This window comes from Flavobacterium sp. CHNK8, from assembly GCF_019774515.1.
Taxonomy (GTDB): domain Bacteria; phylum Bacteroidota; class Bacteroidia; order Flavobacteriales; family Flavobacteriaceae; genus Flavobacterium; species Flavobacterium tiangeerense.
The window spans coordinates 539225-555751 of record NZ_CP081492.1; the positions used below are offsets into that span (position 1 = coordinate 539225).

13 protein-coding genes are annotated in these 16527 nt (G+C 32.3%); 8 read left to right on the forward strand and 5 right to left on the reverse strand.

The annotated features are described in order from the left end of the window. Nucleotides 1–39: 39 nt before the first annotated feature. The 6 genes from K5V07_RS02220 to K5V07_RS02245 all read left to right on the forward strand — a co-directional run bounded on the left by K5V07_RS02220 (nt 40) and on the right by K5V07_RS02245 (nt 8248). Nucleotides 40–2211, forward strand: coding sequence for a S9 family peptidase (locus K5V07_RS02220; protein WP_221916193.1), 2172 nt, complete (start codon nt 40–42; stop codon nt 2209–2211). Between the two features lie 34 nt (nt 2212–2245). Further along, nucleotides 2246–3919: a peptide MFS transporter gene (locus tag K5V07_RS02225; RefSeq protein WP_221916195.1), complete on the forward strand. Its 1674-nt coding sequence runs from the start codon at nt 2246–2248 to the stop codon at nt 3917–3919. A 77-nt stretch (nt 3920–3996) separates the two neighbouring features. Next, nucleotides 3997–5655, forward strand: coding sequence for a peptide MFS transporter (locus K5V07_RS02230; protein WP_221916196.1), 1659 nt, complete (start codon nt 3997–3999; stop codon nt 5653–5655). A gap of 3 nt (nt 5656–5658) precedes the next feature. After that, nucleotides 5659–7170 carry a peptide MFS transporter gene (locus tag K5V07_RS02235; protein WP_221916198.1) on the forward strand — a complete coding sequence of 504 codons (1512 nt, stop codon included), beginning with the start codon at nt 5659–5661 and terminating at the stop codon, nt 7168–7170. Nucleotides 7171–7222: 52 nt separating this feature from the next. Further along, nucleotides 7223–7681 (forward strand): thioredoxin family protein, encoded by a 459-nt coding sequence (locus K5V07_RS02240; protein ID WP_221916199.1) that lies wholly within the window; start codon nt 7223–7225, stop codon nt 7679–7681. Nucleotides 7682–7792: 111 nt separating this feature from the next. Further along, nucleotides 7793–8248, forward strand: coding sequence for a thioredoxin family protein (locus K5V07_RS02245; protein WP_221916200.1), 456 nt, complete (start codon nt 7793–7795; stop codon nt 8246–8248). An 11-nt stretch (nt 8249–8259) separates the two neighbouring features. Here the strand turns inward: K5V07_RS02245 and K5V07_RS02250 are convergent, their stop codons facing one another. From K5V07_RS02250 to surE, 5 genes are read right to left on the reverse strand one after another with little or no spacing between them, the layout of a single operon-like run. Next, a complete protein-coding gene (locus tag K5V07_RS02250) occupies nt 8260–10296 on the reverse strand; it encodes a ComEC/Rec2 family competence protein (RefSeq protein WP_221916201.1) in 2037 nt (678 codons plus the stop codon). A 60-nt stretch (nt 10297–10356) separates the two neighbouring features. Beyond that, the gene (locus tag K5V07_RS02255) at nt 10357–10914 is read right to left on the reverse strand and encodes a C40 family peptidase (protein ID WP_221916202.1); all 558 of its coding nucleotides are present in this window, start codon (nt 10912–10914) and stop codon (nt 10357–10359) included. Nucleotide 10915: 1 nt separating this feature from the next. Continuing rightward, nucleotides 10916–12028, reverse strand: a complete 1113-nt coding sequence (gene lpxB, locus K5V07_RS02260) for a lipid-A-disaccharide synthase (RefSeq protein ID WP_221916204.1) — start codon at nt 12026–12028, stop codon at nt 10916–10918. 37 nt (nt 12029–12065) lie between these two features. After that, nucleotides 12066–12338, reverse strand: coding sequence for a hypothetical protein (locus tag K5V07_RS02265; RefSeq protein ID WP_221916206.1), 273 nt, complete (start codon nt 12336–12338; stop codon nt 12066–12068). Then, nucleotides 12328–13110 (reverse strand): 5'/3'-nucleotidase SurE, encoded by a 783-nt coding sequence (surE, locus tag K5V07_RS02270; protein WP_221916208.1) that lies wholly within the window; start codon nt 13108–13110, stop codon nt 12328–12330. Before surE ends, K5V07_RS02265 begins: the two co-directional genes overlap by 11 nt. 208 nt (nt 13111–13318) lie before the next feature. On the opposite strand from surE, the gene K5V07_RS02275 reads away from it, so the two are divergent. Beyond that, nucleotides 13319–15496, forward strand: a complete 2178-nt coding sequence (locus K5V07_RS02275) for a carboxy terminal-processing peptidase (RefSeq protein ID WP_221918125.1) — start codon at nt 13319–13321, stop codon at nt 15494–15496. A 117-nt stretch (nt 15497–15613) separates the two neighbouring features. Continuing rightward, nucleotides 15614–16471 (forward strand): DNA/RNA non-specific endonuclease, encoded by an 858-nt coding sequence (locus K5V07_RS02280; RefSeq protein ID WP_255577467.1) that lies wholly within the window; start codon nt 15614–15616, stop codon nt 16469–16471. The last annotated feature ends 56 nt before the right edge of the window (nt 16472–16527 follow it).

Consider the following 16527-nt stretch of genomic DNA (forward strand, 5'->3'; position numbering starts at 1 on the left):
TCACTAAAATTGACGGTTTTTTATCCTTAATTTAATAGTATGTATTCAAAAAATTATATCGCTTTATTTTTATTTATTTGTTTTTCGGTTATTGGACAACAAAAAATAACCATTGATGAAATGTACAACGGTACATTTCGAGCCAAAGGAATGGATGAATTGCAATCCTTAAAAAACACGAATCAATACACTGTTTTAAACGTAGATATGCAATCTAGGAGTATGCAAATTGATGTGTATGATTTTGCGACTTTAAAGAAAACGGCAACTTTAATTGATACTAAATCGCATCAAGAGCTGGCTAGCGGAATAGACAGTTATTCCTTTGATGCCTCAGAAAAAATGATATTGCTGGCTTGTAACTCTAATCAAATTTTTCGTCATTCATTTACAGCTGATTATTATTTGTACGATATAACTACAAAAAAGTTGAAAAAACTTTTTGATTTTCAAGTTCAAGAGCCAACCTTTTCACCTGATGGTAAAAAAATTGCTTATGCTAGAGAGAACAATCTCTATGTTTATGATCTAGCTACTACTAAATCTACTGCCATAACTACAGACGGACAAAAAAATAGTATCATAAACGGAATTACAGACTGGGTTTACGAAGAAGAATTTGCTTTTGTGAAAGCTTTTGACTGGAGTACTGATAGTAAAAAAGTAGCTTACATTCGTTTTGATGAAAGTAAGGTACCTGAATTCTCGATGTCTATGTTTGGCAAAGATTTATATCCTACAAATCAAACTTTTAAATATCCAAAAGCTGGCGAAAAGAACGCGGTTGTGTCTTTGCACGTTTATGATGTAGACGCAAATGCGGTGAAAAACATAAATCTAGGCAATTACAATGACTTTTATATTGCCAGGTTAAAATGGACAAATGACAGTAATCTTGTTTCAGCTCAGGTTTTAAACCGTCATCAAGACAATTTAGATTTAATTTTTGTTGATGCCACAGCTGGAACTACAAAAGTAGTTTTGAATGAAAAGGACAAAGCCTATGTAGACGTAACTGATAATTTGACTTTTCTTAAAGACAACAGTTTTATTTGGACGAGTGAAAAAAATGGTTTCAATCATATTTACTTGTATGACAAAAATGGAAGTTTGAAAAATCAGGTTACAAATGGAAATTGGGAAGTAACTAATTATTATGGTTATGATGAGAAAACTAATTCGGTTTTTTATCAATCTGTAGAAAATGGTTCCATCAATAGAGATGTATATAAAGTTTTGCTTAATGGCAAAGGAAAAGTACGACTTTCTCAAAACACAGGTACTAATGCAGCTACTTTTAGCCCAAATTTTCAATACTACATCAATACGTATTCTAGCGCTTCGCAGCCTACTACTTATACTTTAAATGAAGCCAAGGCTGGAAAACAAATTCAAGTAATAGAAAATAATGAGGCTCTTGCGGCCAAATTAAAGAAATATGATCTACCTGCCAAAGAGTTTTTTGTGTTAAAAACAGCAAAAGGAATAGAATTGAATGCATGGATTATAAAACCAAAAGATTTTGATCCAAACAAGAAATATCCAGTATTCATGTACCAATATTCTGGTCCTGGATCTCAACAAGTAAATAATGAATGGAACAGTACTGATGATTACTGGTTCATGATGTTGTCTCAACAAGGTTATATTGTAGCTTGTGTTGATGGACGAGGGACCGGTTTTAAAGGCGCCGATTTTAAAAAAGTGACTCAATTGCAGCTAGGTAAGTATGAGGTAGAGGATCAAATTGATGCTGCCAAAGTAATAGGGAATTATTCATTTGTAGATAAATCTAGAATTGGTATATTTGGCTGGTCTTATGGTGGTTTTATGGCCTCAAATTGTATTCTAAAAGGCAATGATGTTTTCAAGATGGCAATTGCTGTGGCACCTGTTACCAACTGGCGTTTTTACGATAGTGTATATACAGAGCGCTACATGACTACGCCACAAGAAAACGCTAGTGGATATGATGATAATTCCCCTATAAACCACGTGAATAAATTAAAAGGAAAGTACCTGTTGATTCATGGATCTGGAGATGACAATGTGCACGTGCAAAATACTATGCAAATGATGGAGGCTTTGATACAAGCAAATAAGCAATTTGATTCTCAGATATATCCTGATAATAACCACGGGATTTATGGTGGTAAAACTAGGGTTCAATTGTATACAAAGATGACAAATTTCATTAAAGAGAATTTATAAAAGCGATAATTAAAAACAAACCAAATTAATAAAAATGAGTGAAACAGCAGTAAAAACAGGACATCCAAAAGGACTTTGGGTGTTATTTGGAACCGAAATGTGGGAGCGATTCAATTTCTATGGAATGCGAGCTATCTTGACCTTGTTCTTGGTGAACTCACTGATGATGAAAGAAGAAGATGCCTCTTTAATTTATGGAGGATTCTTAGGACTTTGTTATTTAACTCCTATGTTAGGTGGTTTTATTGCCGATAGGTTTTTTGGAAACAGAAATTGTATTTTACTTGGCGGTTTGATGATGGCAATTGGACAATTCTTTTTATTCATAAGTGCTAGTGTATTTGGTACTAACATCAGTTTAGCAAGTACTCTAATGTGGTCAGCATTGGGAATTATAATTTTTGGAAATGGTTTTTTCAAGCCAAATATTTCTTCCATGGTTGGGAGTTTATATCCAAAGCAAGAAAAAAGCAAACTAGATACAGCCTTTACAATTTTCTACATGGGTATCAACTTAGGAGCTTTTTTAGGCCAGTTGATTTGCCCAATTGTAGGTGATGTTAAAACAGATGGAGTAAGAGACATACATGCCTTTAAATGGGGGTTTTTAGCAGCTTCTATTGCTATGTTAATAGGAACTGCAGTTTTCTACTTTCTTAAAAACAAATATGTAGTTACTCCAGAGGGAAAACCTTTAGGTGGTTTGCCTTCTAAAAATGATGCTTCTGACTATGAAGAGGGAGAATCTCAAAAAGCTGTTTTTTCGCAGAAAGCATTAATTGGTGCAGTAGTAGCATTCTTCGGATTGGGATTAATTTTCCATTTTGTATTCGGACAAAACTTTATATACTCTTTAATTTATGCTAGTGGTTTATCACTTGCGGGATTAATAATTTCAGATTCATCACTTACAAAAGTAGAGAGAGATAGAATTTTTGTAATTTATATTGTAGCTTTCTTTGTTATATTTTTCTGGGCTGCTTTTGAACAAGCTGGTTCATCCTTAACATTTATTGCCGATAATCAAACGGATAGAAACTTTTTCGGGTACAATATGCCGCCATCGATGGTTCAAATTTTTAACGGATTATTTGTTGTAGCATTTGCAGTACCATTCAGTATGTTGTGGGATTATTTAAGAAGCAAAGACAGAGAGCCAATTTCACCTGTAAAACAAGCAGTTGGTTTAGCGTTAATTGCATTGAGTTATTTTATTATTGCTTACAATGTTAAAGATTTAGGAAACAATGGTTTGCTTGCTATCAAATGGTTGATTCTTTTATATTTAATTCAAACTTGTGCGGAATTATGTTTGTCACCAATTGGACTGTCGTTAGTTGGTAAATTATCTCCGAAGCGTTTTTCTTCTTTATTATATGGAGTATTCTTTTTATCAAATGCTTCAGGTTATGCCTTGGCTGGAACATTAGGTTCTATTTTGCCTGCTACTGGAGATAAATTCAATAAAGCAAAAGAACTTGGAATAGATTTACAAGCGGTTTTAGATAAAAAAATCACTTTAACTGTAGAACAATTAGCAATCTTAGAGAAAAATCAAATCAGTCCAAACAATCCAGTTTTTGCCGGATTTGAGATTCATAATTTATTTGAATTTTTCATGGTATTCGTTATTCTTTGCGGATTGGCAGCTGTTATATTAATGGCATTAACTCCAAAATTGAAAAAAATGATGCACGGTGTGCGTTAACTAAATTTTAAAAATATTTTTATATCTTTCAAACCTACAAGAAATCCTTGTAGGTTTGTTTTTTAAACCAATATACTATGTGGAAAAGTCACCCTAAAGCATTGCCTTACTTATTTTTGTCCGAAATGTGGGAACGTTTTGGTTATTATTTAATGATCGGAATTTTTACCTTATATCTTAAAGATGTTGAGGCTGGATTTGCCATGACGGAGAAAGAAGCTTCTGATTTGTATGGAACTTTCATTGCTTTGGTATTTTTAACTCCATTTATTGGGGGATTAATTGCCGATAGATATTTAGGATATAAAAAGTCAATCGTAATTGGAGGATTGATGATGGGTGCAGGTTATCTCATGATGGGAATTCACAGTTTGCCGATGTTGTATTTTGCCATGACTTTGGTAATTATAGGAAACGGATTTTTCAAACCTAATATTTCAACACTGTTAGGTAATTTCTACAATGATGAACAGTATAAAGATAAAAAAGATGAAGGGTACAATATTTTCTACATGGGAATTAATGTTGGTGCTTTTATTTGTAATTTTTTTGGGGCTGCTCTGAAAATTCTTTTCGGTTGGCAAGAGGCTTTTATGGCTGCAGGGGTCGGAATGTTTATTGGTGTGATTGTATTTTTATTGGGAACCAAACATTACGGAGATAAAACCGATAAAAAAGGAGTACAAGAAGGAGACATGCCGTTTTATAAAATTGTATTGTATATTTTAGTGCCATCAGTTGTTTTTGGAGTTATAGGTTGGTTTTTGAAAGGTGTTCAGTCAGAAATGATTGTTGATAGTTCTGTTTTTGGATCTGATAGCACCGATGCTTTTATATTTGCCTGTATTCCAATTGTGTTTTTTTACGGAAGTTTATATTTCAAAGCTAAAGTTGAAGACAAAAGACCAATCGGTGCGTTGCTTTCAATTTTTGCAGTAGTGATTTTATTTTGGGCAGTGTTTAAATTGAATGGTTCTGCACTAAATAATTGGGGTGATAAATATACTGACAGAGAATTAACAGGGACTTCACAACAAATAGGATCTAAACTAAACCTTACCGATACGCTAACTTTTAAAAAAGATTCAGTTGCATTGTACGATGCGGCATTTAGAATTCAGAAAAAAGATGGCGAAGTTACAAAGGTTGTAGATTATCCATTGTATTTTAGAAATGTAGCGAAAGAGAAATTACCAAAAGAGGAAAGTCAAATATTTACATGGTCGGCAAATTTAAGTCAATCGATAAATCCAGGTTGGGTAATTATTTTAACACCTTTGGTTGTTGCTTTTTTTACTTTTTTACGAAGCAGGAAAAAAGAACCATCTACTCCAACTAAAATTGCTTTTGGATTATTAATTTCAGCCTTATCCGTTTTAGTGATGGTCGCTGCTGTTCACATTGGAAACAATGGAGCTGAAAAAGTATCCGTTTGGTGGCTTGTTGCTAATTACGGAATTATAACCATTGGAGAATTATTTCTCAGCCCGATGGGATTGTCAATTGTATCTAAATTGTCTCCTAAAAATATAACTGCTTTAATGATGGGTGGATGGTTTTTATCAACGTCTATTGGAAATAAATTATCTGGAGTTCTGGCAAGTATGTGGGATCAATATGACGATAAGGCCAATTTCTTTTGGGTGAATTTTGCTTTACTGATGTTTGCTACACTTTTAATGTTTGCTTTAGTTAAAAATTTAAACAAAGTAATGAAAGACCACGGAATTAATTAAGGTATGGAAATCAATCAATCATTAGAAGAAATTCAAAATTTCAAAGGAAAGTATCCAAAACAATTGTGGTATTTGTTTTTTAGCGAAATGTGGGAACGTTTTTGTTTCTATGGTATGCGAGGTATGCTCGTGGTTTTCATGGTGAATCATTTGGCTATGAATGAAACGGTAGCTAACCTGCAATATGGTGCCACTCAGGCTTGGGTGTACGCCTTTACATTTATCGGAGGATTATTTGCTGACAAAATTTTAGGTTTAAGAAAGTCACTTTTTTGGGGTGGAATTTTAATGATTATAGGAAGTGTCATTCTAGCCGTTGATCCTAAGAATTTTTTCTTTATTGGTTTGGGTTTTACAATTGTTGGAACAGGTTTTTTTAAACCCAACATCTCATCAATGGTGGGACAGTTATATAAAAATGACGATCCACGAAGAGATGCTGGTTTTTCATTCTTTTATATGGGTGTAAATCTTGGAGCATTAATTGGTGGTTATATTTGTATAGCTGTAGCTGAAGGTTCTATGTGGCAATCATTAGTACCGGAAAATTTAAGATGGAATGTTGGCTTCGGGTTTGCAGCAGTTGTAATGATTGTAAGTTTGCTAACCTTTACTCAAACTCAAAAAAGTTTAGGGCCAATAGGACTTTCACCCTTGATGGATATTGAAAAATCGAAGAAAAAAAATCTTGAAATTGCAACTTATATAGGTTCGCTTTGTATTATTCCGTTAATAATAATCATGGTTGCAAATACCCAGTATACCGATTATTTTATGATTTTTATTGGTCCTGCCTCTATATTGTATTTGTTCTATGAAATGAAGAATTTTTCTTTGGCAGAAAATAAAAAGCTTTTAGCTGCTTTAGTGTTTATCATTTTTTCTATTTTCTTTTGGGCGTTTTTCGAGCAAAGTGGCGGTTCGTTAAGCTTATTTGCTGCAAATAATTTAAATAATGATATTTTAGGAGTTGAATTAAGTCCAAATGGAGTAAACAATGCAGCCAATTCGTTTTTTGTTATAGGTTTTGCAGCATTGGTAGGATTAGTTTGGTTAGGAATGGCTAAAAGAAAAATTGAACCTAATACTGTTATTAAATTTGGTTTGGCATTTATATTTCTTGCTGGAGGTTTTTGGATATTTTATTACACTAAATTCTTTGCTGATCTAAACGGAAGAACCTCGTTAGGAGTTTTTACTTTAGGTTGGTTTATCATCACTTTTGGAGAATTGTGTTTATCACCAATAGGAATGTCAGCAATGACTAAACTATCCCCTCAAAAAACACAAGCCGTAATCATGGGGATGTGGTTTCTAGCTAGTGCGTATGGACAATATTTTGCTGGAATATTAGGGGCAAATATTGCAGAAGCATCTGAAAATGCATCCAATCTAGATAAACTTTACGTATATGCTGATGGGTATTACCAATTGGGGATTTATGCTTTAATTGCAGGGTTAGTTTTGATTTTAAGTTCGCCACTCATTAAAAAATTAATGCAGGAAGTAAAGTAACGACTCCTTTTTTGGTACTATTTTTGAATATATTTGTAAAAATTAAAACACAATGAAAAAAATTATAATTACGCTATTACTGATAACTTTTTCAGTTGCTACACAAGCACAAGAGTTGGTTTGGGAAACTAATATTAACAAGGCAATGGAAGTTTCGACCAAAACTAAAAAACCGATGTTGTTGTTTTTTACTGGAAGTGACTGGTGTGGTTGGTGTATCAGATTGCAAAAAGAAGTGCTAAAAACACCTGAATTTGCAAAATGGGCAAATGATAATGTAGTATTGGTTGAACTTGATTTCCCTAGAAAATCTACCCAAACAGAGGAAATTAAAAAGCAGAATAGTGAATTGCAAATGGCTTTTGGTATACAAGGTTTTCCAACGGTACATTTTGTAAATGCTAAAACAGTTGATGGTAAGATCAATTTTGAGGGTTTAGGCAGTACGGGATATGTTGCCGGAGGACCAGCAGCCTGGTTAACAGAAGCTAATAAGCTTTTAAAAAAGTAATTAGGTGAGATTTTGTTATTTTATAAAGATTAATTGAACATAAATCTACATTTTATTGTTGATTATTCTGTTTTTTTGTTATTTTTATAAAAACTTTTTAAGACCTAACTTATGATTAAGAATTTACTTTTTGTGTTTATACTATCGTATAGCTTTAATATGAATGCCCAATCCTTGAATTGGTTAACGGATGTAAATGCGGCTATTGAAATTAGTAATAAAGAAAATAAGCCATTATTGCTTTTATTTGCAGATAAAAATGCTTCAAATACCCTTTTGTATTCTCAAGTTTTAAATACACTTGATTTTGCTTTATGGTCTAGGGATAACGTTGTAATTGTTAAAATTGATCTTACCCAAGAAGACGGAAATGAGTATATTGATCGCAACTTAAACTTGAAAAAAGCTTTTGGTGTGGATGTTAATCCCTCAATATGTTTTGCTAGAGCGAGTTCAAGAAAAGGTAAGATAAATTACCAGTTAATAGGTAAGATGGCTTATAAACCTGGAGGTGTAAAAGCTTGGTTAGCTGATGCTAAAATACTTTTAACAGTAGCCGAAGAATAATTAAGTATAATTTATTTCATACTGTAAGATCCCTTTTCATGAGTCATGTGAAAAGGGATTTTCTGTTTATCACAACTCTTTTTCCAGGTTTGCTGTATGGACCTAAAGTTCGATCCATCTGCTACAACCATTTTGGGTTTTAACTCCATTAATACACGATCTAAATTAACTTTAGTTGATTGTGTTAATAGTAGAACATCGGGATTTATATTTGGAATAAGTTGTATCGCGCTGTCTAATACAAAAATTCTTTTTCCCTTGAAATAGATGAAGTTTTTTAAAGACTGTTTTCGTTGTATAATACCATTAGTGCTTAGTAAGTATGTGTTTAAGTTACTTTTTGCTTTGTTTTCTTTTGTAGTGATAGTGTTGCAATATACCTTGCAGTGAATCCCATGTTTTACAGTAATTAACGTCTCTTTTGGTAAATGAAAAACAATTAATTCACTAATGTTTGAGTCTTGCCAGGTCATGTAGATACATCCAGCTTGCATTACTATAATTGAGGTCAATACTCCAACTAATTTATTGAAACTTGGTTTTTTAATCCAAAACACCATACAAATTATAGATATATAAGCACTAACTAACATGAAAAAGTGGAAAGGTATATCTCTAATGATAAACTGTTCAAAGGAGGCAATACTATGAATGATTTTATTTAGAAAATAGATACTCCATTCAAACAATTGAGATAAAAATTGTGGTGTATCATATACAGCAGCGCAAAGCATTACCAGTACCCCAAGAACCATTATTACACCTAATAATGGTATTACTATTATATTGGATATAAAAAAGAGTCCAGGAAATTGATGAAAATAATAAATGCTTAATGGAAGGGTACCAATTTGTGCTGCAAATGATAAGGTTAAAATATCCCAAAAATATTTTGTTAATTTATTTTTGGGTTGGTATAGTAGGCTTAACATCGGCTGTAGCCAAATTATAAAAAAGAGCGCTAAATAGCTTAGTTGAAATCCTACGTCAAATAGAAATGAAGGTTCAATAAGTAGAATTATTAGAATTGAAACGATTAAGGTATGATATATATTTACGCTGCGTCTTAGATGATTCCCAATTGCAATAAAAGAGAACATAGTCACAGAACGTACCACTGATGGTGCTAGTCCAGCAAGTATACCAAATAAAATAAGTGAAGTTAGTATAATAAATAGCTTTATCCATGAACCTTTTTTATTGTTTGGTATAGGTTTTAAAACCAATGTCATAAACATTAGTATGAAACCTATATGAAGTCCTGAAACAGATAGGATATGTACAGCACCTGCATATTGATAGTCTTTAATAATAGTAGGCGAGATTTCTTGTTGCTGCCCAAGTATAAGTGCCATGGCAACTTGAAGTTCTTCATTGTTAAAATGATGATGTTGTAAGTTTTTTAAAATTCGTGTTCTTAATGCATCCGAGTAATGCCAAAGATCCTTTTTTAATTGTTTTGCAATTTTTATGTCGTCACTTGACGTGTACATTTGGCCATAAATATGTTTGTTTTCTAAATACTTTCCATAATCAAATTGATAAGGATTTTTGGGTGAAGTGTTGGGGTGTATTGAGGTTTTTAACTGAATTATATTTCCTACTTTTAATGTTTTTTGGATACTGTCATTATTAATGTTCAGGACTATTTTACCTGATTTAGTTTCATTGTTAATGTGAGTGACTATTGCTACATATCGATCACTAAATGAAGTTTTTTTTAATTTTTCTCTAATGATTAATGTATAGGTTTTTTCTTGTTCGAATATATTTTTAACTTGTAAGTAGTGACTCTTCTTGTAACTGTCAGAATGTGTGCGTTGGGTTGAAACTCCAACTAATCCCGCTAATAAAAGTATATTAATTCCAAGTAATAGTCCTGTATTTATATTTTTTTTGAGAAAGAAGTGCATTACTCCTAATCCAAAAACTGAAAGTAGTATTGCTACAAAAATATATTTTGTGGGGAAAAAGATATAATGAGACAAAACAAGTCCTATTATAAAACCAATTGTAATTTTTATCAGTGGGAAATGTAGTACTTTCATAACTCTAAAGTACACATTTTAAACAAGTAAGAACAGTTTTTTAGTAAGAAAATTGTAAAATTAAAAAAGTCTATTGGCTTGAACAAAACTCTTTTTATAGTAAGGCTCGTTGGTAGATGATACAATTACACCTTTTGAAGTAGAGGAGTGAATAAATTTAATTTCCTCATCAGAGGTATCAATTACAATGCCCACGTGGTCTATAGTCTTATTTTTGTTGTTTGAAAAAAATACTAAATCTCCTTTATTGACTTTGTCTTTTTTTGTGTTAATTACTAGTCCAGTTTTGGATAATTGGAGAGAATTATGAGGTAGAATAATATCTTGCTGTTTAAATATGGTAATAATTAATCCAGAGCAGTCAAAACCTTTTGAACTTGTTCCTCCATATTTGTAGGGAGCTCCTAGCTCTTTGTGAGCATTTTCTACCACCGATTTGGCTATTTTTTCTGTCTTTTTTTTATTTGTCGAAGATTCTATTTCTTTATAACCATGTTTTTTCGACGTTGAACTATAATTTTTAGGTGCACAACTGTAACCCAAAATCACAATAACAGCAACTGTTATACTGCGTTCTAGTACTTGTTTTATTAGTATGTATGAAGTTATGAAATTCAATTTAAAATAAATCTTTTACAATTAAAGTAGCTGTTTTTTCACTGGCACCACGACCACCTAATTTGTTTTCAAGAAGTATGTATTTTTCTAAAATAGTATTGCGTTTTTCGGTTTTCAAGATTTTGTACAACTCTTGTCTAATGCGTTTTGTATTGCATTCATCTTGAATAAGTTCTGTGACTACTTCTTCGTCCATAATGAGGTTGACTAGTGATATGTATTTTAATGTGATAATTCTTTTTGCAATTTGATAGGATATCCAGTTGCCTTTATAGCATACTACTTCTGGTACTTTAAATAAAGCCGTTTCAAGTGTAGCCGTGCCTGAGGTTACTAAAGCGGCTGTCGCATTTTGTAATAATTCATAGGTTTTGTTTGCTACAAACTGGATGTTACTTTGTGTTATAAATGGGGTGTAAAAAGAGAATTCCTGACTTGGAGCTCCAGCAATTACAAATTGATATTCAGGAAAGTCATTAGAAACACTCAGCATTATTTGCAGCATTTTTGTAATTTCTTGTTTTCTACTTCCTGGAAGTATTGCTATGATAGGTTTATCACTTAGGTTGTTTTCTTTTCTAAAATCTATTTCAGTAACATTCGATTTGTTGTGTATGGCATCTATTAGGGGATGTCCCACGAAATCAACAGGGTATTGGTGTTTTTCTTCGTAGAATTTTTTCTCAAAAGGTAATATAACATACATCTTATCAATGTCTCTTTTGATATCGGTAATTCTGCTTTCTTTCCAAGCCCATATTTGAGGAGAAATATAGTAATGTGTTTTGATTCCTAGTTTTTTAGCCCACTTTGCTATTCGGAGATTAAATCCAGGATAGTCTATAAAAATCAACACATCAGGTTGGAATTTCTGAATGTCCTTTTTACAAATGTTTATGTTGTTTAAAATCGTTTTTAAATTGAAGACTACCTCAATAAAACCCATAAATGCAAGCTCACGATAGTGTTTTACTAAGGTGCCACCTACATTCTCCATTAAATCACCTCCCCAAAAAAGAATTTCTGCATGTGGATCTTTTTTGAAAAGCTCTTTCATTAAGTTTGAGCCGTGTAAATCGCCAGAGGCTTCACCTGCAATTATGTAATATTTCATGGTTGTAAAAGCTAAATTTAAAAAACGAATTCTGTATTTATATTACTAAGGTTAAAATGGCTAAAGTAATTACTGAAAACACAATTCCCTGCGCGATTTTTTCTCTGTTTAATTTTAGAGCTACCCCAAATGCTCCTAGCGTTAAAATACAACCTAAGGTGATTATTTTTCCAAGATTTCCTTGAGATTGTAAGATTTGAATGCCCGCAATAAAATGGTAATCTGTAAAAAAATACATGAAAATAAAACTGCCTAAACCTGTAGTCAAAAGTCCTATTATAAATCCTATGAGTATATCTTTATTCTTCATTCCATGAAAAGGTGTTAAGTTGTTGAATGGCATGATGTGCTGTTAAGTCAAATTGTACTGGTACTACGGATATGTAACCGTTTTTTAGTGCCCACTCATCAGTGTCTTCTCCATGATCTTGATTTACAAATTCTCCAGCTAACCAGTAATAATCTCGGCCTTGAGGTGTTTTGCGCTTGTCAAATTTTTCTACCCAAATGGCTTTTGCTTGTCGGCATACTCGTATTCCTTTTATGTTTTCTTCTTGTAGTTTTGGGAAATTAACATTCAGTAATACACCTTCGGGTAAGCCATTTTCAAGAACTTGTAGCGCAATCTTACGAATAAAGGTTTTGATGGCATCAAAATTTGCATTCCAATCATAATCCAAAAGAGAAAATCCTATAGCGGGTATACCTTCAATTCCCGCCTCCATGGCAGCACTCATGGTGCCTGAGTAGATAACATTGATGGAAGAATTTGAACCATGATTTACTCCAGATACGCAAAGATCTGGTTTTCTTTCTAAGATTTCATTTACGGCAAGTTTAACACAATCTACTGGAGTTCCAGAACAACTGTATTCTAAAAAGGGGTCGGTATCTTTGGATATTTTATTTAGGTATAAAGTGCTGTTTATGGTAATGGCATGTCCCATAGCACTTTGAGGTTTATCTGGTGCAACAACAACAATTTCGCCAATTTCTTGCATTACAGCTATTAAAGCTCTCAACCCAGGTGCCGAAATGCCATCGTCGTTTGTAATAAGTATTAGTGGCTTGTTTTTTTTCATTTACTTAAAATTAAAAAAAAGAATATTAATTTATATTAATAACAAATGTACTGACTGAAATTGGTAAAAACTGAACTAAATGTAAAAATTTAATATCAATTGAACTTTCATTTCATTACAATAAAACATTTTATATCTTTAACAAAAATTTATGGCATCATGTCTTTATATGGCATGGTTTTTACCGTATCTTAGAACAAAAAAATTCATGAATACTATTCTTCACTTTATGAAAAGAAATTATAAATTATTAATTGTTGTCGCATGTATTTCGATGGCTTTATTTGCATTTAATATCAAAAGCTCAAAAAGTAATGATCCTGAAAAAGATAAATTACTGTTAGAATTATTGACATTTGTTATTGAGAAAGGACATTATAGCCCTGCTACAATTGATGATAATTTTTCCAAGGGCATTTACAAGGATTACATTGTAGCATTAGATCCTTCAAAACGTTTTTTCTTGCAATCAGATATTGATGAGTTTTCAAAATTTGAACTGCAGTTAGACGATCAATTATTGAACAAAGATTTAAGTTTTTTTAATCTTACCTACGATCGTTTGATCAAAAGAATGAACGAGAGTACTAAAATTTACAAATCAGTGCTTAGTAAACCGTTCAATTATGAAACTGACGAGAGTTTCAATGTTGACTATGAAAAAGCACCATATTCTAAAAATCTTACAGAGTTAAATGATAAATGGAGAAAACAAATCAAGTTATCAACCCTTTCTTCATTGGTTGACAAGCAAAGATTAGAAGAAGATAAGAAGAAAAATGACGCTAAGTATGTAGTGAAATCTTTTGAAGCATTAGAGAAAGAAACGAGAGAAAGTTCTTTAAAATCTCTTGATGAGTACTTCAGTTTTATAAAAGATTTAGATCGTAATGATTGGTTTTCAGTTTACATAAATGCAATCACAGGTCGTTTTGATCCTCATACTAATTATTTTGCTGCTGAAGAAAAAGAACGTTTTGACGTAAGTATTAGTGGAAAGTTAGAAGGTATTGGAGCAAGATTACAAAAGAAAAATGATCTTACTGAAATATCTGAACTTATATCTGGTGGGCCTGCTTGGAGAGGAAAACAATTAGAATCAGGTGATCTAATTATGAAAGTTGCTCAAGGTGATGGCGAGGCAGTTGATGTTGTAGGAATGCGTCTTGATGATGTGGTTAAAAAAATTAAAGGACCAAAAGGTTCTGAAGTGCGTCTTACGATTAAAAAAGTGGACGGAACTATTAAAATTGTTTCTATCATTCGTGATATCGTTGAAATTGAAGAAACATACGCGAAGTCAAGTGTAGTTGAGAAAAATGGATTAAAATATGGTGTTATTTATTTGCCGAAATTTTATATCGATTTTGAAAATCCAGATGGTAGAGATGCTGGTAAAGATATAGCTCTTGAAGTAGACCGTTTGAAAAATGCAGGTGTTAGCGGAATCGTATTAGATGTTAGAGATGATGGAGGTGGATCGCTATCTACGGTTGTTGATATTGCAGGATTATTTATTGAGCAAGGTCCAATTGTTCAAATTAAATCAGCTGGACGTAAAAAAGAGGTTTTGTATGATAAGGATCCTAAAATTGAATGGGATGGTCCTCTTGTAATTATGGTGAATAGCTTTTCTGCTTCGGCTTCTGAGATTCTTGCTGCTGCAATTCAAGATTACAAAAGAGGTATTGTAATAGGAAGTAAACAAACGTATGGAAAAGGTACTGTTCAAAATGTATATGATTTGAATACGCTTGTTCGTAATAGCGCAGTGGGAGATTTAGGAGCTATTAAAACTACTACTCAAAAATTTTATAGAATCAATGGAGGATCTACGCAACTAGAGGGTGTACATAGTGATATTGTAATGCCGGATCGCTATTCTTATTTAAAAATGGGTGAAAGGGATATTGACAACGCTATGCCTTGGGATAAAATTGACCAAACTAGTTATCAATTATGGAGTGATAATTCTAATTTTGGCCAAGTAATAATGAATAGTAAAAATAGAATTACTCAAAGCCCACAATTTCAATTGATCGAAGATAATGCAAAATGGATCGATGGCCGTAGTGAGGAAAATATTTATAGTTTAAATATTACTAAATTTAAAATTGCTCAAGCTCAAATTGAGGAAAAAGCAAAAAAGTATAAATCAATTGTTGATTATAAGAATGATTTAAGATTCAGTTCTTTACCACATGAAATAGAAGCTATGAATCAAGATAGTTCTTTGAAAGAAAAAAGAGCGAGATGGCATGAAGCATTGTCGAAAGATATCTATGTAGAAGAAGCTTTGAATGTATTAGATGATTTACAATCTAAAGCTTTTACTAACAAAGTGTTACCAGTTAAGGTAAAAAAAGATAAGCTTGTAAAGTCATAATTTGATGATAACCATTCCAAAACGCTCAAAAGTAATTTTGAGCGTTTTTTTTTATGTTCTCTTTTTAATATTTCCCTATCTTTATTTCAATAATTTTTTTAACGTTATCTAAGTTATATGAGTTTTAATAGAAGCAAAATAGTAGTAGGGTGTACTGTAATGATTGCAACACTTTTTTCTTGTAAAAAGGATATATCAAATACCCAAAAAGGTTTTGTGCCAATCGCAAATGAAAAGAGCGAATATGTAAACGGGAGTATACCTGAGGGTAGAAACCAAACAGAATTGCGTCTTACTACAAATGATTTATTACCAATATCGACGACAAATACAATTGTAAAGCACAATTATTATTCTCTTTCTTATAATGAAAATTATGAACAAGCTGAGTGGGTGGCTTATGAATTAAAGAAAGATTACATAAAGAACAATAACTTTAAACGCCCATATTTTATTGAGGATGCTAAGGTTATAACAGGTTCTGCTGATTGGAGGAATTACAAGAATTCTAATTATGATAAAGGGCATTTGTGCCCAGCAGGAGACATGGAATTCTCAATGTCAGCGTACAATGATACTTTTTTGACCTCAAATATAGCTCCTCAGGATAAGAAATTCAATAACGGTATTTGGAATAGATTAGAGCAAAAAGTTAGGTATTGGGCAGTGAAAGATAATGGTGTGTATGTAGTGACAGGAGGTGTTTTGAACAATTCCTTAAAAACTATTGGAAAAGAAAAGGTCGCTGTGCCTCAATATTTTTATAAAATATTAATGAATCGCTCTGGAAATAGAGTGAAAATGATTGGTTTTTTAATGCCTAATGAACCAAGTGATGAACCTTTATACAAATTTGTAGTATCTGTAGATGCAATAGAAAAACTCACGGGAATTAACTTCTTTCCTCAATTAGAAGATCGTTTAGAAAATCAATTAGAAGCTAACAAGTATTATAAAGATTGGAGTTTTAACTAAATCTACTACTACACATTCGATAAGGATTAAGCTAATAGTTTTAAACTTAAGCAACA